The organism is Cyanobium sp. LEGE 06113 (assembly GCF_015207615.1).
In genome coordinates this window covers 238,370-262,299 of record NZ_JADEWM010000001.1, presented here as the reverse complement: position 1 = coordinate 262,299, position 23,930 = coordinate 238,370, and the positions used below count along the sequence as shown (strand labels likewise).

At 71.1% G+C, this 23,930-nt stretch carries 22 protein-coding genes and 3 pseudogenes; 9 read left to right on the top strand and 16 right to left on the bottom strand.

Annotated elements, in window-relative coordinates; translation table 11 throughout:
* The first annotated feature begins 24 nt into the window (after positions 1-24).
* The 4 genes from egtB (at position 25) to IQ220_RS01430 (ending at position 3,117) form a co-directional block, all read left to right on the top strand.
* Positions 25-1,329 carry an ergothioneine biosynthesis protein EgtB gene (egtB, locus tag IQ220_RS01445; protein ID WP_193912962.1) on the top strand — a complete coding sequence of 435 codons (1,305 nt, stop codon included), beginning with the start codon at positions 25-27 and terminating at the stop codon, positions 1,327-1,329.
* Between the two features lie 77 nt (positions 1,330-1,406).
* Entirely contained in the window at positions 1,407-2,384 is a 978-nt protein-coding gene (gene egtD / locus IQ220_RS01440; protein WP_193913177.1) for an L-histidine N(alpha)-methyltransferase, read from the top strand.
* 2 nt (positions 2,385-2,386) lie between these two features.
* On the top strand, positions 2,387-2,638 hold the full coding sequence (locus tag IQ220_RS01435) for a hercynine metabolism small protein (protein ID WP_186698042.1): 252 nt from the start codon (positions 2,387-2,389) through the stop codon (positions 2,636-2,638).
* The gene (locus tag IQ220_RS01430) at positions 2,635-3,117 is read left to right on the top strand and encodes a hercynine metabolism protein (protein ID WP_193912960.1); all 483 of its coding nucleotides are present in this window, start codon (positions 2,635-2,637) and stop codon (positions 3,115-3,117) included. The genes IQ220_RS01435 and IQ220_RS01430 overlap by 4 nt, the downstream gene beginning before the upstream one ends.
* Positions 3,118-3,144: 27 nt before the next feature.
* On the opposite strand, the gene IQ220_RS01425 is transcribed toward IQ220_RS01430, so the two are convergent.
* From IQ220_RS01425 to IQ220_RS01395, 7 genes are all read right to left on the bottom strand, one after another.
* Positions 3,145-3,408, bottom strand: coding sequence for a hypothetical protein (locus IQ220_RS01425; protein ID WP_186698038.1), 264 nt, complete (start codon positions 3,406-3,408; stop codon positions 3,145-3,147).
* Between the two features lie 64 nt (positions 3,409-3,472).
* Positions 3,473-4,981, bottom strand: a complete 1,509-nt coding sequence (lysS, locus tag IQ220_RS01420; protein WP_193912958.1) for a lysine--tRNA ligase — start codon at positions 4,979-4,981, stop codon at positions 3,473-3,475.
* 60 nt (positions 4,982-5,041) lie between these two features.
* A complete protein-coding gene (gene rpaB, locus IQ220_RS01415; RefSeq protein WP_228008795.1) occupies positions 5,042-5,821 on the bottom strand; it encodes a response regulator transcription factor RpaB in 780 nt (259 codons plus the stop codon).
* 148 nt (positions 5,822-5,969) lie between these two features.
* Positions 5,970-7,301: a sugar ABC transporter substrate-binding protein gene (locus IQ220_RS01410; RefSeq protein ID WP_193912956.1), complete on the bottom strand. Its 1,332-nt coding sequence runs from the start codon at positions 7,299-7,301 to the stop codon at positions 5,970-5,972.
* Positions 7,292-7,822, bottom strand: coding sequence for a rod shape-determining protein MreD (mreD, locus tag IQ220_RS01405; RefSeq protein ID WP_186698033.1), 531 nt, complete (start codon positions 7,820-7,822; stop codon positions 7,292-7,294). Before mreD ends, IQ220_RS01410 begins: the two co-directional genes overlap by 10 nt.
* Positions 7,823-7,847: 25 nt before the next feature.
* Positions 7,848-8,588 (bottom strand): rod shape-determining protein MreC, encoded by a 741-nt coding sequence (gene mreC / locus IQ220_RS01400; RefSeq protein ID WP_186698032.1) that lies wholly within the window; start codon positions 8,586-8,588, stop codon positions 7,848-7,850.
* Between the two features lie 5 nt (positions 8,589-8,593).
* Entirely contained in the window at positions 8,594-9,640 is a 1,047-nt protein-coding gene (locus IQ220_RS01395) for a rod shape-determining protein (protein ID WP_304523750.1), read from the bottom strand.
* Positions 9,641-9,778: 138 nt separating this feature from the next.
* Here IQ220_RS01395 and IQ220_RS01390 point away from each other — a divergent pair, with 138 nt between their 5' ends.
* Positions 9,779-10,189 (top strand): single-stranded DNA-binding protein, encoded by a 411-nt coding sequence (locus IQ220_RS01390; protein ID WP_193815533.1) that lies wholly within the window; start codon positions 9,779-9,781, stop codon positions 10,187-10,189.
* 59 nt (positions 10,190-10,248) lie between these two features.
* Here IQ220_RS01390 and ahcY read toward each other — a convergent pair whose 3' ends face one another.
* Positions 10,249-11,676 carry an adenosylhomocysteinase gene (gene ahcY, locus IQ220_RS01385; protein ID WP_193912953.1) on the bottom strand — a complete coding sequence of 476 codons (1,428 nt, stop codon included), beginning with the start codon at positions 11,674-11,676 and terminating at the stop codon, positions 10,249-10,251.
* A 123-nt stretch (positions 11,677-11,799) separates the two neighbouring features.
* Here ahcY and tsaE point away from each other — a divergent pair, with 123 nt between their 5' ends.
* Positions 11,800-12,312, top strand: coding sequence for a tRNA (adenosine(37)-N6)-threonylcarbamoyltransferase complex ATPase subunit type 1 TsaE (gene tsaE, locus IQ220_RS01380; RefSeq protein WP_370566303.1), 513 nt, complete (start codon positions 11,800-11,802; stop codon positions 12,310-12,312).
* Positions 12,313-12,337: 25 nt separating this feature from the next.
* Here the strand turns inward: tsaE and IQ220_RS01375 are convergent.
* The 5 genes and pseudogenes from IQ220_RS01375 to IQ220_RS01355 all read right to left on the bottom strand — a co-directional run bounded on the left by IQ220_RS01375 (position 12,338) and on the right by IQ220_RS01355 (position 18,107).
* Positions 12,338-13,347 (bottom strand): annotated as a pseudogene (locus tag IQ220_RS01375) (carbohydrate kinase).
* Between the two features lie 47 nt (positions 13,348-13,394).
* Positions 13,395-14,582, bottom strand: coding sequence for an 8-oxo-dGTP diphosphatase MutT (gene mutT / locus IQ220_RS01370; protein WP_193912951.1), 1,188 nt, complete (start codon positions 14,580-14,582; stop codon positions 13,395-13,397).
* A 13-nt stretch (positions 14,583-14,595) separates the two neighbouring features.
* Positions 14,596-15,672, bottom strand: coding sequence for a glycosyltransferase family 2 protein (locus IQ220_RS01365; protein ID WP_193912949.1), 1,077 nt, complete (start codon positions 15,670-15,672; stop codon positions 14,596-14,598).
* Positions 15,669-17,021: an NDP-hexose 2,3-dehydratase family protein gene (locus IQ220_RS01360; protein ID WP_193912947.1), complete on the bottom strand. Its 1,353-nt coding sequence runs from the start codon at positions 17,019-17,021 to the stop codon at positions 15,669-15,671. Before IQ220_RS01360 ends, IQ220_RS01365 begins: the two co-directional genes overlap by 4 nt.
* 81 nt (positions 17,022-17,102) lie before the next feature.
* Complete coding sequence (locus tag IQ220_RS01355; RefSeq protein ID WP_193814340.1) at positions 17,103-18,107, bottom strand: RpoD/SigA family RNA polymerase sigma factor; 1,005 nt, start codon at positions 18,105-18,107, stop codon at positions 17,103-17,105.
* 72 nt (positions 18,108-18,179) lie between these two features.
* Between IQ220_RS01355 and IQ220_RS01350 the strand changes: the two are divergent.
* Together IQ220_RS01350 and IQ220_RS01345 are read left to right on the top strand one after the other, a co-directional pair.
* A pseudogene (locus tag IQ220_RS01350) lies at positions 18,180-18,907 on the top strand (pseudouridine synthase).
* Positions 18,908-18,960: 53 nt separating this feature from the next.
* Positions 18,961-19,851, top strand: coding sequence for a helix-turn-helix transcriptional regulator (locus IQ220_RS01345; protein WP_193912945.1), 891 nt, complete (start codon positions 18,961-18,963; stop codon positions 19,849-19,851).
* Here the strand turns inward: IQ220_RS01345 and malQ are convergent.
* Positions 19,839-21,374: a 4-alpha-glucanotransferase gene (gene malQ, locus IQ220_RS01340; protein ID WP_186696917.1), complete on the bottom strand. Its 1,536-nt coding sequence runs from the start codon at positions 21,372-21,374 to the stop codon at positions 19,839-19,841. The two genes, IQ220_RS01345 and malQ, sit on opposite strands and share 13 nt — an antisense overlap.
* A pseudogene (locus IQ220_RS01335) lies at positions 21,371-22,557 on the bottom strand (Coenzyme F420 hydrogenase/dehydrogenase, beta subunit C-terminal domain). Before IQ220_RS01335 ends, malQ begins: the two are co-directional and overlap by 4 nt.
* Before the next feature lie 134 nt (positions 22,558-22,691).
* Between IQ220_RS01335 and IQ220_RS01330 the strand changes: the two are divergent.
* On the top strand, positions 22,692-23,744 hold the full coding sequence (locus IQ220_RS01330) for an LCP family protein (protein WP_193912943.1): 1,053 nt from the start codon (positions 22,692-22,694) through the stop codon (positions 23,742-23,744).
* Between the two features lie 4 nt (positions 23,745-23,748).
* Here IQ220_RS01330 and IQ220_RS01325 read toward each other — a convergent pair whose 3' ends face one another.
* Positions 23,749-23,928, bottom strand: coding sequence for a hypothetical protein (locus IQ220_RS01325; protein ID WP_193912941.1), 180 nt, complete (start codon positions 23,926-23,928; stop codon positions 23,749-23,751).
* Positions 23,929-23,930 lie beyond the last annotated feature (2 nt).

The window sequence follows — 23,930 nt, the reverse complement described above, 5'->3', positions numbered from 1 at the left end:
GTCGGGCCTGCACCCGGCACTCCCATGACCACAGGCCTGCCGGCCAGGCTCCGTGAGGTGCGTCAGCACAGCCTGGATCTGATCGCACCGCTGCAGCCGGAAGACCTCTGCCTGCAGGGCATGGCCGACGCCAGCCCGCCCAAGTGGCACCTGGGCCACACCACCTGGTTCTTCGAGACCTTCGTGCTCCGGCCCCAGCAGGCGGCAGGGGCGGAACTGGGCTTCACGGCGGCGCCCGAGGCCTGGGGCTTCCTGTTCAACAGCTATTACGACACGATCGGCGAGCGCCATCCGCGGCCCGAGCGGGGACTGCTGAGCCGCCCGCCGATCGAGGCCGTGCTGGCCTGGCGGCGGCAGGTGGATCAGGCCCTGGAGAGGCTGCTGGAGCAGCTCGGGCCCCTGGAGCAGGAGCCAGGCCCGGACCCGTCATCCAGCAGCCACGCACTGCTGGAACTGGGCCTGCAGCACGAGCAGCAGCACCAGGAACTGCTGCTGATGGACCTCCTGGACGGCTTCAGCCGCAACCCGCTCGAACCCAGCTACGCCGCCGTACCCGAGGAGCGCTTCCGCGCCGGCTGGCTCCCGGGCGGCGATGCCGGCCCGGCGCCATCCGGCTGGCTGGAGCATCCCGGCGGGCTGCTGGAGATCGGCCACGACGGCGCCGGTTTCCACTTCGACAACGAGGCGCCCAGGCATCGCCAGTGGCTTGAGCCCTTCGCCCTCGCCGAGCGGCTGGTGACCAACGGCGCCTACGCGGCCTTCATCGCCGATGGGGGCTACAGCCGAGCGGAGCTGTGGATGAGCGAGGGCTGGGCCCTGGCCAGGGCCGAGGGCTGGCAGGCCCCTCTCTACTGGCGCGACGGCACGGCCGAGCCCTATGCCTTCACCCTGGCGGGCCCGCAGCCGCTGCACCCCGAGGCGCCCGTGCGGCACCTGAGCTGGTTCGAGGCCGACGCCTTTGCCCGCTGGGCCGGGGCCCGCCTGCCCACGGAGGCCGAATGGGAAGCCCTGGCCGGGCACCTGCCCCAGGCCCATGGCCTGCTCTGGCAGTGGACCGCCAGCCCCTACCGCCCCTATCCGGGCTTCCACGCCGCCCCGGGAGCCGTGGGCGAATACAACGGCAAATTCATGAGCTCCCAGATGGTGCTGCGCGGCAGCTCCTACCTCACGCCGCCGGGCCATGCTCGACCCACCTACCGCAATTTCTTCCCGCCGGGCTGTCGCTGGATGGCCTCCGGCCTGCGGCTGGCCCAGGACCGCCCCGAAGCCCGCCCCGACCTGGCCAGCCCGCCCGATCACCCCAGCCCCTTCAGCCCCTCAGCCGCGTGACCGCACCGCCAACCGCCCCCGCCAGCCGCACCGCCAGCCGCACCGAACTGATCGACCTGCACCCCGAACCCGCCGACATGGTGCGCCTGGTGAGTGAGGGGATGGCCCAGCAGCCGCGCCAGCTGCCCGCCTGGCTCCTCTACGACGCCGAGGGCTCCCGGCTGTTCGAGGCGATCTGCGCCCAGCCCGAATACAGCCTCACCCGGGTGGAAACGGCCCTGCTGGAGAGCCGGGCCGCGGAGCTCGCCGCCGCCCTGGGCGAGGGCGTGCTGGTGGAATTCGGCGCCGGCAATGCCCGCAAGGTGGCGCCGCTGCTGAAGGCGCTGCGACCGCCGGCCTACGTGCCGATGGACATCAGCGCCAGCCACCTGGCCGGCGCCTGCGAGGCTCTGCAGGCCCAGCACCCGGCCGTGCCCGTGCTCGGCATCTGCTGTGACTACAGCCTGCTGGCCCAGCTGCCCGAGCACCCCCTGTTGCAGGGCCAGCGCCTGCTGGGCTTCTACCCGGGCAGCTCCCTGGGCAACTTCAGCCCCGACCAGGCCCGGCGGCTGCTGGAGCAGTTAAGCCGGCTGCTGGGCCCCGGCAGCTGCCTGCTGATCGGCATCGACCAACCCAAGGACAGGGCCCGGCTGGAGGCGGCCTACAACGATGCGGCCGGGGCCTCGGCCGCCTTCGGCCGCAACCTGCTGGTGCGCCTCAACCGCGATCTGGGCGGCACGTTCGATCCCGGCGCCTTCGCCTACCGGGCCCGCTGGGAAGCCGACCACAGCCGCATCGCCATGGCCCTGGTGAGCCAGCAGGAGCAGGAGGTGCAGCTGGCTGGCCGCCGCTGGCGGTTCGGGGCGGGCGAGGAGCTGATCACCGAATACAGCGTCAAGTACAGCCCCGAGGCCTTCACCGCCCTGGCGGCAGCGGCGGGCTGGCGGGCCGTGCGGCGCTGGAGCGACCCCGCCGGCGACCTGTCGCTGCACCTGCTGGTGCCGGCGGCGGCGGGCCGGGGCGGCCCCCAGGGAGCAGACTCGGCGTGGACTGCGCCAGTGCAGCGGGAGAGCTGACCATGAGCCGGGAAGAACAGCGGGCGGCGATGCGCCAGGTGCGCGAAGAGCTGGTGGGCGAGCTGGAGGAGCTCTACCGCCGGGCCTTTGACAGGATCGGCGACGCCAGCCTGGGGGAAGGGGCCGTGGCCCGCCTCACCCAGTTGCTGCTCTGCTCCCGGGAGGCCGCGATCACACCCCTGCAGCAGGAGATCGAGGCGCCGCTGCTCACCACCCCCGCCGGTGAGCCCACCCCGGTTCAGCCGCCGCTATGAGCTGGCTGGAGGATCTGGAGGCCCGGCTGGAGAGCCAGCTGGAGACCTTTCTGGCCGCCAACCCCGAACAGGAAGCGCTGCTGCGGGATCAGAACGACCGCGACCAGCGCCGCGACCTGCTGGCCCAGCGCCGGGCCCTCCAGAGCCAGGCGGAACGCCAGCGCCGGGGGCTGCTGCAGCTGGCCGAGGAGATCCGCTCCTGGCAGGCCCGCATCCTCAAGGCCCGCTCCGCCGGCGCCGACGCGCTGGCGCAGCGGGCTGAGGCGCGGGTGGAGGCGCTGATGCTGCAGGGTCGGCGCCACTGGGAGGAACTCGCCGCCCTGGGCAGCCGCTTCGCGGAGATCGAGCAGGGAATCGCTGAGCTGGCCGCCCGCCAGAGCCAGGCCCGCCGGGCCGCCGGCGGCGCCGACCTGGAGCAGGACTGGGCCGCCTTCGAAGCGGAGCAGGACCTGGAGCGCCTGCGTCGCCGCCAGGGCTGAGCGACCCGCCTAGGCCTGGTTACCGGCTCAAGCCTTTGGGGCGGGGGGCACCAGGCTGACGCCCTCGGGTGGCGGGGTGGGATCCGGATCGGCGATCAGCATGTGCTGCAGCACGATCTCGGGGCGTTCGCTGTCCCGCCAGCGGATCCGGTAGGCGGGCATCTTGGTGCCCCGGCTGGTCGTCTGTTCGACCGGCTCCATCACCCAGCCGCGACGCGAGCGGCCCTGGGGGTTGCGCTTCACCACCGCATCTGCGTGCTGGAAGCGAAAACCGACGCGCTCGCCACTCATGGAATCGCTGCCCCCATTGGGGAAGATTGCCTACCGTTCCAATTATCTCATTGCGCCTCGCCGCTCAGGCATCCTCGCTGTCTCGGCTGCGCTGCAACTCGGGTCGTAGCAGCGGAAAGGCGATCACATCGCGGATCGAGGCGCTGTCGGTGAGCAGCATCACCAGACGGTCGATGCCGATGCCGAGCCCGCCGGTGGGGGGCATGCCCACCTCCAGGGCCTGGAGAAAGTCCTCGTCCACGCCCTGGGCCTCCAGGTCGCCGGCGGCCTTGCGCAGCTGCTGCGCCTCCAGCCGCTGCCGCTGATCCACCGGGTCGATCAGCTCACTGAAGGCATTGGCGGTTTCCCGGCCCACGATGAACAGCTCAAAGCGCTCCACCAGGCCCGGCTTGCTGCGGTGGGCCCGGGCCAGGGGAGAGTTCTCCACCGGGTAGTCCAGCACGAAGGTGGGCTGGATCAGGCTCTCCTCCACCCGCTGCTCGAAGGCCTCCACCAGGAGGCGGCCCACTGAATCGGCCAGGGCCGGCACCTCGAGGCCCTGGGCGGCCATGGCGGCGGCGGCCTCCTCCCGACCGCTGAACAGGCTGAAGTCGAGCCCGGTGGCCTGCTGCACGAGCTCATGCATGGTGGCCCGCCGCCAGGGGGGGGTGAGGTCGATCGTGCTGCCCTGGTAGGGGATCACGGTGCCGCCGCACACCTCCTGGCACACATGGGCGATCAACGCCTCGGTGAGCTCCATCATGTCGGTGTAGTCGGCATAGGCCTGGTACACCTCCACCGAGGTGAACTCCGGGTTGTGGCGGGTGCTCACCCCCTCGTTGCGGAAGATGCGGCCCAGCTCATAGACCCGCTCGAAGCCGCCCACCACCAGGCGCTTCAGGTGCAGCTCCGTGGCGATGCGCAGGGTGAGCGGCAGGTCGAGGGTGTTGTGGTGGGTCTCGAAGGGGCGGGCATCGGCGCCGCCGGGCTGGCTCTGCAGCACCGGGGTCTCGATCTCGAAGAAACCGCGCTCGTCGAGCCAGCGGCGCAGGGCGCCGATCGCCCTGGCCCGGCGCCGGAAGGTCTCACGGGTGTGGGGGGAGACGATCAGATCGAGGTAGCGCTGGCGGTAGCGCTTCTCCACGTCCGCCAGGCCATGCCACTTGTCAGGCAGGGGCTGCAGGGCCTTGCAGAGCATGGTCCAGCCGGTCACCTTCACTGACAGCTCGCCGCGGTCGGTGCGGCGCAGGCTGCCCTCCACGCCGATCAGGTCGCCGGCATCCACCAGGGAGGTGAGCTGCTGGAAGGCCTCGGGATCGCTGGCCGCCAGGGTGGCCTTCTCGATGAACAGCTGAATCGGGCCGCTCTCATCGGCCAGGGTGAAGAAGGCGAGCTTGCCCATCACCCGGCGGGTCATCACCCGCCCGGCCACACACACCGGGGTCCCATCCTCGGCGCCATTGGCCAGGTCGGCGTAGGTGGCCTGCAGGTCGGCCGTGCGGTGGGTGGGGGCAAAACGCAGCGCATAGGGCCCCTTGCCGAGCTCAGCCAGGGTGTGGGCCTTCTCCAGGCGGGTCTTGCGCAGCTCCGACAAGGGGATGAAGATCTCAGCTGGCAGCCATCCTGCAGGAGTGGAGCCCAGCTGCGGCTGGGCTCAGCCCGCGGCGCTGAGGCCCACGTCGCCAAGGCGCTGGGAGGCGTAGCCGGTGCCCCGCACCGTGAGGATGAGCTCCGGGTTGCGGGGATCGGGCTCCAGCTTGCCCCGCAGGCGGGCCACGTAGACATCCACCACCCGCAGGTCCGCGGCGCGGCGGGGCGGATAGCCCCACAGCTGCTCGAGGATCTCGGCCCGGGGCACCACCCGGCCGGGTTCGCGGAAGAGCAGCTCCAGCAGGCTGAACTCCGTGTAGGTGAGGGCGATGCGGTCGCCTTCGCGGGTCACCTGGCGGCGGTTGGTGTCCACCACCAGGTCTCCGAGCCGCAGCACGCCGCTGCCGCTGGGCAGCTCCCTGGGCTCACTGGCGGCCGAGCCCCGGCCCACCCGCCGCAGGATCGTGGCGATGCGCGCCTCGAGTTCCTTGGGGCTGAAGGGCTTGGGCAGGTAGTCGTCGGCCCCCAGGTCGAGGCCGGACACCCGCTCGGCGATGGCATCGAGGGCCGAGAGAAAGATGATCGGCACGCACGACTCGGCCCGCAGCCGCCGGCAGACGGCGAAGCCGTCGAGCTTGGGCAGCATCACATCGAGCACCACCAGATCGGGCTGCTCCTGGTGGAAAAGCGTGAGGGCCTCTTCGCCGTCCTCAGCACAGAGAACGCGGTAGCCCGCCAGCTGGAGACGCATCAGCAGCACCCGCCGCACGGCCGCCTCGTCGTCGACTACGAGCAGCGTGGCCTTGGGCTCCGCTGGCGTGATCGACATGTCCGCGGAGGGCATGGGCGCAGCGCCTGGGGATGAAGAATCGCAACCATACCCCTGAGAGAGGCGAAAGGTCATCCCCCAGATCGGCTCCGGCAGTTCCGTTCTGCCCAGGCTTAAGCATTTCTGCAGAAACAGACAGAAGGGGGCGCTGCTGCTACAGGGCTCAGGGCCAGCGGGACGCCGCGTAGCGGTCCCACTCCTGCCGCGCCGCCGCCAGGGCGGTGTCGCTGTCGCTCTGGCCCAGCATGGCGCGCTGGAGCTGGGTGTAGACGATGGTCTGCAGTCGTTTGATGCCCGGGATCGCCGGCACCAGCACCTGGGCCCGCTCCAGGGTGGTGGCCGAGAGCAGGCGGGCGTTCTCCACCAGCTGCTGTTCGGCGGGGGCGCCACTCTCCTGCTGGCGCAGGCTGGCCTGCAGCCGTTCCAGGGCCGCGACGGCTGAGGGCAGCACCCGGGCCTCCTCGGCAAAGCGGTATTGGTTGTCGGCGTTGGTGAGAAACAGGCCGAAACTCACCGCCGCCGCCGCCATGGCGCTCTGCTTCGGCACCACCAGATTCATCACGGCCACGTTGGCGGCGCCATCGGCGCCGGTGAGGGGCGCGAAGGGGCTGGTGCGTGCGGCGATGCCGGGGGCGTTGGTCTGGAGGTTGCGCAGGAAATCCGGCCCGGTGGACACCTGGGCGAGATCGCCCGACTGGTAGAGCTCGATGGCGCGGCGGTAGCCCTGGCTCACCACCTCGCGGGGCAGCAGACCCCGGCGGTAGAGATCACTCCAGAACGCAAAGGCCCGTCTGCCGGCGGGGCTGTCGAAGGCGGCCCGGCGGCGGTCATCGAGCAGCCGCACACCCATCTGCACCATCGACTCGAGCAGCTCGGCCGAGTCGTCGGGCACCACGGTGGTGAACAGGGCATAGCGGCCCGTGCGGCGCCGCACCGCCTCGGCATAGGCGGGCACCTGATCCCAGCGGCTCGGTGGCGCCGGGTAGCCAGCCTGCTGCAGCAGCTCCCGGTTGGCCATCGTGATCCGGGCCGTGAGATACCAGGGAATGGCGAACTGGCTGCCGTCCTGCCGGCCCGCCTGCCAGATCCGTGGCAGGTAGCGCTGCTCGGCCCCCGCCGGCAGCACGGGCTCCAGGTCGAGCAGGCCCCCCTTGCTGGCCAGGTTGGCCGCGAAGGGGGGGTTGAGGTTCACCAGATCCGGAGCGGTGCGGGCGAACACGGCAGCCAGCAGCTTGCGCTCCACCGAGCCCCAGGGCACATCGGTCCAGCGCACCCGGATGCCGGGATTCTGGGCCTCCCAGGCCGCGATCACAGCCGCCAGGTAGTCGTTGAAGCGCGGGGCCAGATCCAGGGTCCACACGTTCAGCTCGCGCCGGCCATCGGGGCCGACTCCACCGCCGCCGCGGCCGCCGCAGGCCCCCAGGGCTCCGCTGAGCCCGGCCGAAGCGCCGGCCATCGCCAGCAGTCGCAACAGCTCTCGCCGCCTCAAGGCCATCGGGTTCCGCCTCCCATCACGTCACTGCGCAGTCCAGGAACCTGCAGGCGCCAGAGCAGCAGCTGCAGGGAGCACAGCATGGGCGCCAGCAGGGCGGTGAGCAGGGTCTGGGCCATGAGCACGTGCAGGGGAGCCGCGCCGAGCTGGCCCGCCAGGTGCTGCTGCAGCATCACGCTGAGGCCGAGCAGGGCCGTGCCGAGCAGGGCCAGCAGGCCGAGGTTGAAGCTGCGCTCCAGCCGGGGATGGCGGCGTCCCAGCCGACCCCACCACCAGCCCAGCAACAGCAGCGCCGGAATCTGGCTCACAGGGCCGAGCTGCAGGGCATCGAGCATCAGGCCCAGCATCAGCCCCGCCAGCATCCCCGACCAGGGCCCATCCACCAGGGACCAGGGCAGCAGCCAGAGCACCGCCCAGCTGGGACCCACGCCCGCCAGCTGCAACAGGGCCGGAGACCCCAGGCTGAGCAGGGGCACCAGCAGCAGCGTGGCGGCGCACCAGCGCTGGCGAGCCAGGCCGCTCATCGGCCGGCCTCCGCCCGGGCGCCGCTCACTGCGGCCTCACCTGCACCCAGTCCACCGCGTCCAGGGGGGCGCTGAGCTGCACCACGGCCTCCGGGGCCGGCACCGCGTCCTCATCCACCGTCTGCACCACTCCCACGGTGAGGTTGGGGGGCACAAGGGTGCTGGCCGGGGAGGTCACGATCACATCACCGGGCCGCACCGTGAGATCCCGATCGATGAAGCGCAGCACGGGCCTGGGGGTGCCGAGGCCCACCAGCAGCCCATGGCGCCGGACCCGGGCCACCCACACCCCCACCCGGCTGCTGGAATCGGTGAGCAGGGCCACCGTGGCCGTGCTGGGTGTCACGCTGACCACCCGCCCCACCAGACCGCCCGGGGCCACCACCGCCTGGCCCGGCGCCACCCCCTGTAGGGAGCCCCGCCCGAGCACCAGCTGGCGCCACCAGCCACCGGCGGTGCGGGAGATCACCGGGGCAGGAATCGCCTTGCCGCCGGCCTGCTGCAGATCCAGCAGCTCCCGCAGCCGCAGGTTGTCCGCCTCCAGCATCGAGAGGCGGGTCTGCTGGTCGAGCTGCTGGGCCGACCTGATCCATTCCCCCTGGGCACTGCCCGGCCAGAACGGACGGCTGAGCAGGGCATAGGCATCGCTCAGCCCAGCTCCCTTGCTGAGACGGACCCCCACCAGGGCCAGCAGCAGCAGCCCCCAGGGCCAGAAGGCCCTAAGCCGGCGCAGCGGCGGCAGTCGCGGCTGGCGGTCCGACGGCATGGAGCTCAGGCCGCCATGCGCACGAAGTCAGGAGTGTCCAGCACGCGCTCCAGGCGCTTGTAGTCCTCCAGGACCATGCCGCAGCCCATCACCACACAGAGGAGCGGGTCTTCGGCGATGTGGGTGAGGATGCCCGTCTCGTGGCTGATCAGGTCGCTGATGCCGCGCACCATGGCGCCGCCGCCGGCCAGCATGATGCCGCGATCAACGATGTCGGCCGCCAGTTCCGGTGGCGTGCGCTCCAGGGTGCGCTTCACGGCCTCCACGATCACGTTGAGGGGCTCGGCCATGGCCTCGCGGATGTCGCCGGCCCGCACATTGATGGTGCGGGGCAGGCCGGAGAGCAGGTGCAGGCCGCGCACGTCCATGGAGGTCTCGTCGTGCTCGTCGTCGGGGAAGGCCGAGCCGATCCGGATCTTGATGTCCTCGGCGGTGCGCTCACCCACCACCAGGTTGTGCACCTTCTTGAGGTACACGCCGATCGAATCACTGAGTTCATCGCCCGCCACGCGCACCGATTCACTCAGCACCGTGCCGCCGAGGCTGAGCACCGCCACCTCGGTGGTGCCGCCGCCGATGTCCACGATCATGGTGCCCACGGGCTCGGTCACCGGCAGACCGGCGCCGATGGCGGCGGCCACGGGCTCATCGATCAGGTGCACCTCGCGGGCCCCCGCCAACCCCGCTTCGCGCACGGCGCGGCGCTCCACGCCGGTGACGCCGCTGGGGATGCCGATCACCAGCCGCGGCGCCACGATGCCGCGGCCCTCGTTGCCCTTCTGGATGAAGGTCTTGATCATCTGTTCGGCGGCGTCGAAATCGGCGATCACGCCGTCGCGCAGCGGCCGGATGGCCCGGATGTTGCCGGGGGTGCGGCCCAGCATCAGCTTGGCCTCATCGCCCACCGCCAGGGGCACACCGCGCTCGAGATCCAGGGCCACCACTGAGGGCTCCTGCAGCACAATGCCCTTGCCCGACACATACATCAAGGTGTTGGCCGTGCCCAGATCGATGCCGATGTCGCGGGAGAACTGGAAACGACGAAAGAACACGGACATCTGTTGAGGCAGCCCCGCATCATACGGGGACCATCGGGGAGCGTTACAGCCGGCCCCCAGGGTGGAACTGAACCGCTGAGGGCGCCTCAAGGGGTGCCGCATCATTGATCCAATCGACCAAGGAGACCCGCTATGGGCGTCAATTCCATCACTCTCGTCGGCCGTGCCGGCCGCGATCCCGAAGTGCGCTACTTCGAGTCCGGCAGCGTGGTGGCCAACCTCACCCTGGCGGTGAACCGGCGCAGCCGCGACGACGAACCGGACTGGTTCAACCTCGAGATCTGGGGCAAGCAGGCCCAGGTGGCCGCCGACTATGTGCGCAAGGGCTCCCTGCTGGGGATCATCGGCAGCTTCAAGCTCGACCGCTGGACCGACCGCACCAGCGGTGAGGAGCGCACCAAACCGGTGATCCGGGTGGATCGCCTCGAGCTGCTGGGCTCCCGCCGCGACGCCGAGGGCGCCATGGGCGCAGGTGGCGGCAGCTTCGGCGGTGGGGGCGGCTACGGCGGTGGCGAACCCAGTGAGGAGGAAGTGCCGTTCTGAACGCACCCCAGTGCCCCCACGGAGGGGGCCCGACCGGGGCGCCAGACCGACGAAGCAGCTCAGTAGCGGTAGTGCTCGAGCTTGTAGGGCCCTTCCACCGGCACGTTGATGTAGGCGGCCTGCTCGGCGCTGAGCTCGGTGAGCCGGGCGCCTATCTTCTCGAGGTGCAGGCGGGCCACCATCTCATCGAGGTGCTTGGGCAGCACGTACACTTCCTTGCCGTAGTGGTCCCCCTTGGTGAACAGCTCGATCTGGGCCAGCACCTGGTTGGTGAAGGAGTTGCTCATCACGAAGCTGGGGTGACCGGTGGCGCAGCCCAGGTTCACGAGCCGGCCCTCAGCCAGCAGGATGATCCGGTTGCCGCTGGGCAGCAGGATGTGATCCACCTGGGGCTTGATGTTGTCCCAGCTGTACTGCTTCAGGGACGCCACATCGATCTCGTTGTCGAAGTGGCCGATGTTGCAGACGATCGCCTGATCCTTCATGCGGATCAGGTGCTCGTGGCGGATCACCTGGAAGTTGCCGGTGGCGGTCACGAAGATGTCCACGTCGGCCACCACGTCGTCGAGGCGCACCACGCGGTAGCCCTCCATGGCCGCCTGCAGGGCGCAGATGGGGTCGATCTCGGCAATCATCACCGTGGCACCGAGGCCTCTGAGCGACTGGGCCGAGCCCTTGCCCACATCGCCGTAGCCCATCACCAGGGCCACCTTGCCGGCCACCATCACGTCGGTGGCGCGCTTGATCGAATCCACCAGGGATTCGCGGCAGCCGTAGAGGTTGTCGAACTTGCTCTTGGTGACCGAATCGTTGACGTTGATCGCCGGGAAGGGGAGTTCAGCGGCCTTCTGAAGCTGGTACAGCCGCGCCACACCCGTGGTGGTTTCCTCGGTGACGCCCTGGATGGCGGCATGGATGCGGGAGTAGAAGCCCGGCTGGGTGGCGAGCTTCTGGCGGATGCTGTTGAAGAGAGCGGTTTCCTCTTCGTTGGAGGGGTGATCGAGAACGGAGGGATCCTGCTCGGCCTTGGTGCCGAGAATCACCAGACCGGTGGCATCGCCACCGTCGTCGAGGATCATGTTGGGCGTGCCGCCATCGCCCCACTCGAGGATGCGGTGGGTGAAGGCCCAGTACTCATCGAGGCTTTCGCCCTTGTAGGCGAACACAGGCACGCCGCTGGCGGCGATCGCGGCGGCGGCGTGGTCCTGGGTGGAGAAGATGTTGCAGCTGGCCCAGCGCACCTCGGCGCCGAGGGCCGTGAGGGTGTCGATCAGAACGGCCGTCTGGATCGTCATGTGCAGCGACCCGGCGATGCGGGCGCCCTTGAGGGGCTGCTGGGCACCGAAGCTGCGGCGCAGGGCCATCAGGCCCGGCATCTCCGTTTCGGCAATGGCGATCTCCTTGCGACCGAAGTCAGCGAGGTCGATGTCGGCGATCACATACGACGATGTGGTCTGCAGCGTGGGCGCAGTGGGGGTGGCCACCATGGTTGGGACTCCTGAAGAACAGCTCACTCCCGGCTGGGAGGGCATGGATGGGGAAATATCTGCAGAGACGCCGAGGCTTCGGGCTCGCTTGAGCGGCAATCTACAGACAGCTTCCGGATCCGCGTGAGCCCCTCCAGCCCGCCCTGGCGCCGCCAGCAGCTCGCCGATGCCTGCGCCACCCGGGCCCTGGGGGCGGCGCTGGCGCTGTGGCTGAGGCCCACGGGCCCGGGGGGGCTGGCGGCCCAGGCGCCGATGCTGCTGTTGCAGGGCGACCTCGGCAGCGGCAAGACCTGCCTGGTGCAGGGCCTGGCCGCGGCCCTGGGCATCGACGAACCGATCACCAGCCCCACCTTCGCCCTGGCCCAGCACTACCTGCCGCGGGGAGCCGATGCAGCGGCGCGGCCGCTGGTGCACCTCGATCTGTACCGGCTGGAGCAGGCGGGCGCGGCGGATGAGCTGCTGGCCCAGGAAGAGGAAAGTGCGCTTGAGCTGGGCGCCGTGCTGGCCGTGGAATGGCCCGAGCGGCTGAGCCTGCCCCCCAGCGAGGCCTGGTGGCTGGAGCTGCAGCTGCTGGATGGCGCCGACCCCGAGGCCGGGCGCCAGGCCCTGCTCTGGCGCCCGGCCAAGGCTCGCTAGCCCGACCTGAGCCCGGCTCTGCCGATCAGTGCGCAGGCCCGCTCTGCCGAGCCGCCAGAAAGGCCTCCACCTGAGCGGCAGTGGGCTGGGGATCGATGGCGCCGGCCCCCTGGCACACCAGGCGCCGCAGCCGCTGGCGAAGCGCATCAGCTGCTCCACCGCCAGCCCGTCCTGGCCACCCAGCAGATCAGGCCTGGCCACCAGGCCATGCAGCAGCCCGGCCGTGAACGCATCCCCGGCCCCGGTGCTGTCGAGCACCGGCACCCGGTAGGGGGCCATGACGCCACTGGATCGTCCCAGGCACCAGCGCAGCGGCGCCGCCCCATCGGTGACCACCACGGCCGGCTGTTGGGGCAGGGCCGCCCGAACCTGCTCTGGATCGGCACTGCCGAACAGCCACTGCGCCTCTTCGGCGGCGCACTTGAGCAGGGCGGCCCGCTGCAGCAGGGCGAGCATGGCAGCGGCCTGCTCCGGCCTGGGAGCCGCATCCGGCGGCGCCGTGTCATCCCAGAAGGTGGGTCGCCAGTTGACATCCACAGCCAGGGCCACGCCGGCGATTCCGGCCTGCTCCACGGCGCGCTCCAGGGCCACCGCGGCGCCGCCGGCCAGGGGCAGGGTGCCCACCAGCAACCAGCTGGCCTGCTGCGGCAGGGTGCCGGCCTGCAGGGCCTCGTCGGCGAAGCCATCGCCACGGTTGCCCGCGAAGCCACCGAACTGGCGCTCGCCGGCCAGGTCACGGCGCACCAGCACGATGCGGGTGGGCCGCTCGGCATCCCACTGCAGGCCGCTGGTGTCCACGCCCCGGGCCCGGAACAGCGCCGCCAGGGCCTCGCCAGCCGGGTCCCGGCCCAGCCGGCCCAGGAAGGCCGCCCGGCTGCCCAGGCGGGCCAGGGCGCAGGCCACGTTGGCGGGGGCGCCACCGAGGCGGTCGTCGCAGTCGCCGGCAGGGGCGCTGGCGTGATCGCCGCCCAGGGGGCCCAGGCGATCCACCAGCGCCTCGCCGAGGCAGAGCACCAGCGGTGGTGAGGCAGCCATGGGGGCGGGGCCAGCTCCCCCCAGGCTGGCCCAGGGCCGAGCCGGCGTCAGCCGGGCTCCACCAGCCCCCGGGCAAGCCGCTCCTGCAGGGCGGCAATGATGCGGGCATTCGCCGCCGGGAAGGGAAAGTCCGCCAGCTGCTCCGGCCGCACCCAGCGCAGCTGCTGGCTGGCCAGGGGCTGGGGCTCGCCACTGCTCCAGCGGCAGAGGTGCACCACGAAGCGCAGCCGCTTGTGGCTGTAGGCGTGCTCGAGGCGGATCAGCTCCTCACCCACCTGCACCTCGATGGCCAGTTCCTCGCGCAGTTCGCGGGCGATGGTGGCCGCAATCGCCTCGCCCGGCTCCTGCTTGCCGCCGGGAAACTCCCACAGCCCCCCCAGCAGTCCCTCCGGCAGGCGCTGATCGATCAGCACCCGGCCGTCGGCGTCGAGCACCACCCCCACCCCGATCACCTGGAAGGGCACGGTCTTGGCGGCATCCTTCACGGGGAAGCGGGCGGGATCGCCGGCAGCGTAGGCAGCGCAGTGGCCCTGCCAGGGGCAGACCCCGCAGCGCGGTTGGCGGGGGGTGCAGACGCTGGCGCCCAGGTCCATCAGGGCCTGGTTGAAGGCGCGGGGATGGCGGCGATCCAGGAGGGTGTGGCTCAGCTGCCAGTACGCCGCCTGCTGGCGGGCCGGGGGCTGGGGAGAGGCCAGCAGCCGCGCCAGCAGCCGCCGCACGTTGCCGTCCAGGATCGGGTGGGGCAGGTCGTAGGCCGAGGAGAGGATGCTGCCGGCGGTGCTGGGGCCCACCCCCGGCAGCGCCAGCCAACCCTCGAGCTGCCGCGGCCAGGGGTCCTGGGGGGCTTGTTTCAACAGCAGCTTGGCGCCCTGGTGCAACCGTCGCGCCCGGGCGTAGTAGCCGAGGCCCTGCCAGAGCAGCAGCACCTGATGCTGCTCGGCGCCCGCCAGGGCCTCCAGGCTGGGGAAGGCCGCCATCCAGCGCTGCCAGTAGGGGAGCGCCACCTGCAGCTGGGTCTGCTGCAGCATGATCTCGGCCACCCAGATCCTCCAGGGATCGAGGGTCTCGCCGGGCTGGGGCGGGCGGCCATCGGCATGGAGCTTCCAGGGGAGGTCATGGCGTCCCTCCAGGCGCCACCAGGCCAGCAGCCGGCTGCGCAGCAGCGGCGCCTGGCCGCTGAGCCGCTCCGTGGCCGCCTCCAGGCTCCACGCCACCGCCGAGCTGCCAGCCCCCATTCCCTGCTTCCCCCTACCGCGCCTGCTGGGAACTGGGAACAGACGCCTCCCGGTAGCGCTCAGGATCGGCCAGCAGCCTGGCCAGATCCGGCACCAGCGCCAGGGTTTCTCCGGTGCGCTGACGCAGCAGCCGGGAGTGGTAGGCACCGGGCTCCACGCCCTGGCGACGCCAGCGCAGCACCTGCCAGTCGAAGCCCAGCAGGCGATAGAGCAGCGCCTGCAGCCGCAGGCCCGGGGTCAGGGCGGCAGGCCGCTCACGCCGGCCGATGGGACGGCCGAGCTGGGCGGCGGTCTGGCGCAGCTTGCGCGGAAGCCGCTGGCGCAGCTGCTCGGGACTGAGCGATTCGAACAGGCGGATCAGCCGCTGGTGCTCCGGGGTGAGGGCGTTGTAGCGATGGCGGCTGCCGCGGTGGTTGTGGCTCACCACCCGGATGCCGGCGAGGTCTGGCGTGAAGACGAAACGGCCGCCCAGGCGCCAGGCACGCAGCAGCCAGTCGCGCAGGGAGGTGCGCCAGAGGCGGCTGGAATGGATCCAGGGGCCGACGCGGCGGGCGTAGGCCGTGCGCACCAGCCAGAAACTGCTGGGGTCGTAGTAGAGGTCTTCGGGGCGGAGCAGCAGGCGCAGATCCCTGAGCTCGGGGCCGATCGTGAGGCGCTTCATGAACACCGGCCGAATCGAACCATCGGGCGCTTCGTGACAGGTGGCCAGCTTCAGGGCCGGCGCCAGCAGCAGGTCGGCGCCGCTCTGCTCAAGCCGCTGCAGGCCCAGTTCCAGGTGATCCGGCAGCAGCAGGTCGTCGTGGTTGAGGAAACACACCACCGGCGCCCTGGCCAGGGCCAGCCCGAAGGAATTGGGACCCGACTGCTCCCCGAAGCGCTCGCTCAGGTTGTAGTAGCGCAGGCGGGCATCAGCCAGCTCAGCGAGCATGGCGCCCGTGTCAGGCGCGCAGCAGTCGCCCACCACCACGGCCTCCCAGTCGGCACAGGTCTGCAGCTGCAGCGCCCGCAGGGTGCTGCGCAGGGCATCCACCCGTTTGTAGGTGGCGATCACGAAACTGACGCGAGCGGCCGGGGGCAGCACGGCGCTCACAGGTAAGCCAGCAGCATCGAGATCAGGCTGCGCGCCTCATTGGAGAACACGCCCTGGCGCTTGAGCAGCCGCTCGATCTGGCCGAGGGTCATCCAGCGCAGTGATGGCGAGCTGGGCAGCGCATCGTCCTCCGCCATCAGGGCGATGCTGTAGCGGGCGACGGAGCGGTAGAAGCGCCCTCCCTCATCGGAATGGAGGCTGCTGAGCAAGGGGGTGGCCCGCCCCAGGAGCTCCCGCAGCACGAGCTCCTCAGCATCGAGTTCCGGCACCGGCGAGGGGGCTCCGCCGGCATCCTGCAGGGCCGGGCCGTACTGAAAACCCTCGCGGAAGCCGATCTCAGCGCGGCAGCGGAACAGCAGGTGCAGCACTCCGTTGACGTGGCGCCCCAGCAGCACCGCCGTGCCCTGGCGCTCCTGAGCCACGATCGGCTGATCCCAGCTCTGCACCTCGCGTTCGCTGGAGCGCACGGCCACCTGGCGCACATCGAAGCTGCCCGCTGGCCCCAGCAGGCGCGGCTGGCGGCCCTCCAGCCAGTCCAGCTCCCGATCCAGCGACACGGTGCGCACCTGGAAGGGGTAGGCCTGGCGCAGCTGCTCCAGCGCCGCCAGGATGGTCAGCTCGCTGCTGTGGGCCTGGCCGGCCGGCGCCGCGTGGGAGCCCAGCAGGCTCTCACCGATCCCCCCCTGACCGTGCCAGCGGCCGAAGGGCACCGAGCCGCCGGCCAGCAGCGACCAGTCGGAGCTGGCCAGCACCGAGCGGGCATCGGTGTTGATCTGGAAGTCGGTGCCCAGCAGGGCACACACCTCGGGTACCGGGGCCCAGTGATACCCCTCGGGCGTGTCGAGGGGCAGCTCCGGTGGCACTTCCACCGTCATGTTGCGGTTGTACTTGCCCAGGAAGCGGGTGCCCTGCTCGGATTGCAGGCTGTCGGCATGCACCAGGGCGGCCGCATGGCCGGTGAAGAAGTCGAGAAAGGGGGTGGCCTTGCCGTGGTGCAGGCGCTGGTAGTTGCTGCGGGTGGCCTGCACCGAGGGAGCGGCCTGACAGAGGCCGATGTTGCCCGGTTCCGGCTTGGCCTGGATCAGCAGATGGGGCACGCCGCCGCGGCGCTGCAGCAGAAAGCCGAGGATGCCGATCTCAGGCTGGTTGATCAGGGGCTGGCGCAGGGTGACGCCGGAGCCGGTTTCGGCCTGGACCCCCACGATGCTGAAGAAGCCACCCGAGTGGTGCTGCAGGGCGCCACCGCTGTAGTGCCACTCCCGCGACTGCCGCCAGGGGATCTCCTCCACATCCATGTCGCAGAGCCGGCGGCGATGGTCCAACCAGGACAGCAGCGACTCAGGCGGCATGGGCAGCGACGGGGACCGGGGGGCCGCAGGGCTTCGGGGCGACGCTAACCCTGCAGCTGACGAGCTCAGCAGCAGCCGAGCTCAGCTGGCCACATAGGCCTCCACGGCGCTGCCCAGACGGCGCAGGCCGGCCAGACCATCGCGCTCGAGGTTGCGCACGCGGTCGCGGCTGATGCCCAGCACGCGACCGATCCCGGTGAGGCTCATCGGCTCAGCCATCTCGGCCGACGCGGGATCGATGCCGTAGCGCATCTTCAGCACCCGGCCCTGCAGTTCAGGCAGCTGCTCCAGCAGTGCCCGCAGGTCCCCCTTCAGGCACTCTCCGTCCACCCGCTCCTCCGGCAGCTCCCCATCACCGGCCAGCAGGTCGAGCAGTTCCGTGTCCTCGCCGTCACCCACCTTCGTCTCCAGGCTCACCGGCTGCCGCGCCCGGCACAGCAGGTCCTTCACCTCCTCCTCCGGCAGCTCCACAAACACCGCCAGCTCGCTCACCGTGGGCGTGCGGCCCAGCTCCTGGCTCAGTTCCCGCTGACCCTTCTTCAGTTTGTTCAGCGTTTCGGTGATGTGGATCGGCAGCCGGATCGTGCGGCTCTTCTCCGCGATCGCCCGCGTGATCCCCTGCCGGATCCACCAGTACGCATACGTACTGAACTTGTAGCCCCGCGTCGGGTCGAACTTCTCCACGCCCCGCACCAGGCCGATCGTGCCCTCCTGGATCAGGTCCAGCAGCTCCATGTTCCGCTTGGTGTATTTCTTCGCCACGCTCACCACCAGCCGCAGGTTCGCCGCCACCATCCGCTCCTTGGCACGGCGGCCCGCCTGCAGACGCTTCTTCAGCACCGGCAGGCTCAGGCCCGCCGCCGCCGCCAGCTCCGGCCGCTCCGGCGCCGTACCCCCGGCACGCATCGTCAGCTCCTGTTCGATCTCCTCCAGGGCCATCAGCTCCTGCACCTGGCGGCCCAGGGTGATCTCCTGCTCATGGCTCAGCAACGGCACCCGGCCGATGTCCCGCAGGTAGCTGCGCACCAGGTCGGCGCCACCAGGCAGAGCAGACCCATCGGCAGCGGCCACGGGCAGGGAAGGCATGACGGAGAATTGCGAAACAGTTCTGTTTCGTAAACCTACCATCCTTTTCCCGGCCTCCTGCAGCATGGGTCCATGGCCCGAGAGCGCTTGCAGAAACTGATCGCGGCGGCTGGACTCTGCTCCCGCCGCCGGGCCGAAGACCTGCTGCGCGCCGGCCGGGTCCAGGTGAATGGAGCCACCGCCCGGATCGGTGACAGCGCCGATCCCGGCAGCGATCGGATCGCGGTGGATGGCGAACCCCTCGCCCCCGCGGCCGAGCCACTGCTGCTGCTGCTCAACAAACCGGTGGGCGTGCTGTGCAGCTGCAGCGACCCCCGCGGCCGCCCCACCGTGCTCGAGCTGCTGCCGCCAGAGCTGCGGCGGGGCCGGGGCCTGCACCCGATCGGCCGTCTCGATGCCGACAGCGGGGGGCCCTGCTGCTCACCAACCAGGGCGCCCTCACCCTGCGGCTCAGCCATCCGCGCCATGGCCACCGCAAGCTCTATCGGGTGCAGGTGGCGGGCCGACCCAGTGGGGCCACCCTGGCGCGCTGGGCCGGGGGCGTGCCGCTCGATGGCCAGGCCAGCCAGCCGGTGGGCGTGCGGGTGCTGCAGCACAGCGCCAGGAGCACCGGCCTGGAACTGGAGATGGGCGAGGGACGCAACCGCCAGATCCGGCGCACCGCCCAGCTGCTGGGGCACCCGGTGCTGGACCTGCAGCGCATCGGCATCGGTGCGCTGCGGCTGGGCCCGTTGCCGGAGGGAAGCTGGCGAGCCCTTGATCGCCGAGAATGGGACGCCCTGGTCGCCCCCGAGTCCTGAGCCCGCCATCAGCGCCCCGGCCCCCTGCCACCACGCCTCCAGCGGCACGGCCCATGCCCTTCCGGTGGCTGTGGCGCTGGCGGCGTCGGCGTGCGTCCCCCGCCAGTGCTCCGGCCAGGGAGGATCCGCTGGTGGCGGCAGGGCGTGCCCTGCGGCAGCGGCGCGAGGAACGCCAGCTCAGCCTGCGCCAGCTGGCCCTGGACACCCGCATCAGCACACCGGTGCTGGAGGCCCTGGAGCGCGGCTGGCGCGATCGCCTGCCCGAGGCCGCCTATCTGCGCACGATGCTGCCCCTGATCGAGCGGCATCTCGAGCTGCAGCCAGGCAGCCTGGAGGGGGTGCTGCCGACCTCGGCCGACCGGCTGCCGCCGCAGGAGCAGCCACGCGGGCTACTGCAGCGCTTCACGCCTGGCTCGATCGATGTCTTCACCACCTGGCAGGGCACCCTGCTCTACGGCGTGCTCACCCTCGGGCTCGTGTATGGCCTCAACCTGCAGCAACGCCAACTCGCCCAGGAGGGGCTCCTGGCCGTGAGCCCCATTCCGCCGCTGCCGATGCAGGAGCAGGGCGGCAAGCAGGGCAGTGACCAGGCCCTGCTCGCCATTGTTCCCAGCCTGCGGCCGCTGCAACAGGCCGGGGCGGGGCAGGCCCTGGCCCTCTGGCGGCGCCAGAGCCAAGCAGCCGCCCCACCGCAACAGGCCATCAGCCCACGGGGGGCCCTGGTGGTGACCCTGGCCGCGCCGGCCAGCCTCAACCTCGAGACCGCGGGCGGCGGCAGCACTGAGCTGAAGGCCGCCAGCGGCCGGCTCGAATTCAGCCTCAGCGCCCCCTGGACCCTGCGGATCACGCCAGCGCCCACCTCGCCTGGAGCTGTGCAGTGGCTCGGTCAATCGCTCCGCGCCAGCCCGGGCGAGCCGGGCCGGTTCCAGCCTCAGGCGCGCTGATAGCGGTGGGCCATCTCGCCCAGGCCCTTCAGCGGTCCGGCGAGGCTGGCCACCGGCTGGTTCAGCCGCCAGGTCCAGTTGCCGGAGGTGGTGCCTGGGGTGTTGAAGCGGGCGTGATCGTCAAGTTCGAGCAGGTCCTGCAGGGGCGCCACGGCCAGATCGGCCGGGCTGGCCAGGGCGGCTTCCAGCAGTTGCCAGGCCGGGGCGGTCACCGCCGCGCCCAGGGCATGCTCCACGCGCTGACGCGAGTCGTGGTCGAGGTCCTGCCACCAGCCGGTGGTGGTGGGATTGTCGTGGGTGCCGGTGTACACCACCCAGTCTGGGCCTTGGATGTTGGCGGGCAGGTAGGGATTGTCGCCATCGCCGTTGAAGGCGAACTGCAGGATCTTCATGCCGGGCAGGGAGAAGCGATCCCTGAGGGCCTCCACCGGCGGGGTGATCACGCCCAGGTCTTCGGCGATCAGGGGCAGATGACCATCGCGCAACTGGCCCTTGATCCAGCAGCGCAACCACAGCAGCCGCAACAGCAGGCTGCCCGGCGACCAGCGCCAGCACCCGTTCTCGGCGGTGGGATCGCCGCCGGGCACGCTCCAGAAGGCCTGCAGGGCCCGGAAGTGATCGAGGCGCAGGCGGTCGAAGAGCTCGAACTGACGATCCAGCCGCGCCATCCACCAGCTGAAACCACTGATCAGATGCCGGGGCCAGCGGTACACCGGCGTGCCCCACAGCTGGCCCGTGGCGGAGAAGTAGTCGGGCGGCACGCCGCTCTGCTGCTCCAGGCCACCCCCGCTCCCCAGGGAAAACAGCCAGGGGCGACACCAGACGTCGCTGCTGTCATGGGCCACATAGAAGGGCAGGTCGCCCACCAGGTCGAGGTCGCAGCTGTGGGCGCGCCGGCGCAGGGCCTGCCACTGGCGTTGCAGCTGCCACTGCAGCAGCGCCTGCTCCAGGAGCGCGCCGGCACCATCACGATCCAGCTGGCGCAGGGCCTGGGGCTGACGCCGGGCCAGCGGCTCGGGCCACTCCCACCAGGGGCGGCCGCCCTGCTGTTGCCGCAGCACGATGAAGCGGCAGTGATCCTCCAGCCAGTGGCGCTGGCTGTGGCGCCAGCTCGCGAACGCCTGCTGGGCGGCCTCGTCCTGCTGGGGCCAGCGGCGCGCCAGGGCGGCGGCCAGGGCGGCGCAGCGCTGGGGCATCACCTCCAGATCGAGGCGCTCGGTGCTGGCGTTGCCGGGCAGCGCCTGGCGATCGGCCTCCGTGAGCAGGCCCTCCTGCACCAGCTGGTCCCCATCCAGCAGCCAGGGGTTCAGGGCCGAGCCGCTGGGGGAGCTGTAGGGCGAGCCCGTGCCGTCGGTGGGGGCCAGAGGCAACAGCTGCCACAGACCGATGTGATGTTCGGCCAGGAGTTCGATCCAGTGGTGGGCCTCGGCGCCGAAGCTTCCGCAGGGGCCGGGCCCGGGCAGGGCCGTGGGGTGGAGCAACACACCACAGCGACGCCGGGCGGCGGAGAGAACCTGACTCACGCTGAGGGCAACCGGTAGCGACTCACGATCTTCTTGGCGAAGGCCGGGATGTGGGCCTCGGCCTTCTCAGGATGATGGCGTCGCACCCAGAGCGCGTTGCGGGTGAAATGGGAATCGATCGAGAAGCGGCCATACTCCAGGCCCTTCGGACCGAAGCGCTGCACGAACCCCCCGATCACATCAGCGAGCCAGCGCGGCAGCTTCACGGCCTTGTCGTAGGCCTCGATGCCCTGCTGCACGGCGGCGCGGCGATCGCCGCGGCTGGTCACGGGGGCCACCTCGAGCTCCGGCTCCACCAGGTCAAGCAGCCGCTGGCCCAGGGGGTTGCGCACGGTGATCCACTGCCGCCCGAAACTGGCCCCCATGTAGCCCACCACCAGGTCGCGCCGGCATTGGTGTAGTCGAAGCAGCTCAGGCAGCTGGGGGCGAACACATCCTTGAGCTTGGGCGTGTCGAGCCCGAAGAAGGGCACGGTTTCGGTGCGGCCGTCGCTGTGGCGGAAGTGGATGCGGAAATCCTGCATGAACTCGTAGTGCACCACCGTGTCGGGGGAGCTCACGGTGCTCTCCAGGAAGGTCTGCAGGCCCTCGCGGGACACGTTGTCGACGCAGGGCAGACCCAGCACGTAGAGCTCATCGAGGGGAAGGGTGGGCTGCACGGCACGCAACGCCTGGATCTGGCAGCCCACGCCGATGGCCAGCAGCCGGCGGATGCCACTGCCGGGCAGCTGCTCGAGCACCTCCAGGTTGGGCGAGAGGGTGGGCTTGTTCACCCGGGCGCTGAGCACCTCCTCGGGCGTACGGGCCAGGCGCGGCACAGGGGTGAAGCGATCCGTCTCGCTCTGGCCCACGCAGAGCACGGCGTCCACCAGCCCGGTCTCCAGGGCGCGCACGCCGATGCGGCTGACGATGCCGGTCCACTGGGCCCCCTCCAGGGGCTGGCGCAGGCGGGCGCTCAGCATCCGCTGATGCACGCCGAAGTAGAGCTCGTCCTCGTTGTCGAGATCCCGGCTGCGCCCGTGGGCGGCGGCCTCCATGGCCTCGAAGCGCTGGGTGAGGAAGGCGCAGCTCTGCCGCACATAGGCCACCCAGCGGCTGTCGCAGAGCCCGCACTGGCTGCAGAGCTCCTTGGCGGGATACACACTGCCCTTGGCAAGGGGACGGGCCCGTTCATGGGGAGCCAGGGAGCCGCCAGACGGGGATGGGGAACGGGCCGGCAAGGCAGGGCCTCTCGCTGGTGCTCAACCTATCGGGTGGGGCCCTGCAGAGGGTGAGTCAGAGTGGACGACCAGTGATGAGCGGGCGCCCAGCGATCCCGATGCCCCCCAGCCCCAGGTCCCAACCGGCCCCATCCCCCGCCCAGCGGCGCAGCTCCCCCCTGGGAGGCATCAAGCTTTTCGCCTGGCTGCGACCGGTCGTGCTGCTGCGCTTCGCCCTTGTGGGTGTGGGCGCCGCGGTTGGCCTCGCCCTGCTGGGGGTGCTCTGGCCCGAGTCAGACCCGAGCGGCGGCTCCGAGGCGCCTGACGCGCTCGCCGATCTGGCCAAGCCGCCCAGCCGCGCCGTCACGGTGCTGGTGATCGGGGTGGACGCCGATCAACTGCAGGACCCCAACAACAAGGCCGCCCCCGCCGGAGCCGCCAATGCCGACGCCCTGCTGCTGCTGCGCGTCAACCCCGGCGGCCCCCTGCAGGTGCTCAACCTGCCCACCGCCCTGGCGGTGCAGCTGCCCGGCAGCAGCGGGCTCAAGTCGCTCGGCAGCCTCTACCGCCAGGGCGGTGTCGCGCTCACGGCCGACGCCGCCCGCAACCTGGTGGGGCTCGCCAGCACCGAACCGGATCGCTATCTGGTGCTGAGCCGCGGCGCCCTGCGCAGCCTCGTGGATGGCCTCGGCGCCCTGGAGGTGAATCCCGGCAGCACCATGGTCTACGAGGACAAGCGCCAGGGACTCAAGATCGACCTCCAGAGCGGCGTCCAGCGGCTCAAGGGCGCCAAGGTGGAGCAGCTGGTGCGCTACCGCGACCCCAGCCGGCCGATCGAGAGCCGCAGCGCCAACCAGGAAGCGGTGATGCGCAGCCTGCTCAGGGAGCTCAACACCCCCGGCCGCAGCCAGGACATCCCGGCCCTGGTCCAGAGCCTCAGGGGTCAGGTGGAGAGCAACCTCACCCCCGCCGAGGTGCTCAGCCTGATGGCCGCCACCCTGAAGCCGGGCCAGAGCGTGAGCTTTGCCACCGTGCCCCTGGCCCCTCCCCCCAAGGATGCGGCCAAGGACGGCAACAAGGCAGCGGCCGGCGGATCAGACCTGCGGCAGGTCGCCAAGTCGGCGCCCAGTGACCTCTGGCCCCCACCGGCGGCGACCGCCGCCGGCTCCTGAACGCCTAGCCCAGCTTGGTGCAGGCCAGGCGAAGGGCCAGGGCCAGATGGCGCCCCAGGTCATGGGAATCGGCAGCGGCGGCGGCAGCGGTGCTGTCCAGGGCCCCGAGCCAGGGCAAGGCCTCGCGGCGACGGCGCTCCGGCTCCCAGGGCAGGCCCCACTGCACCAGGCCGGCCAGGGGCACCG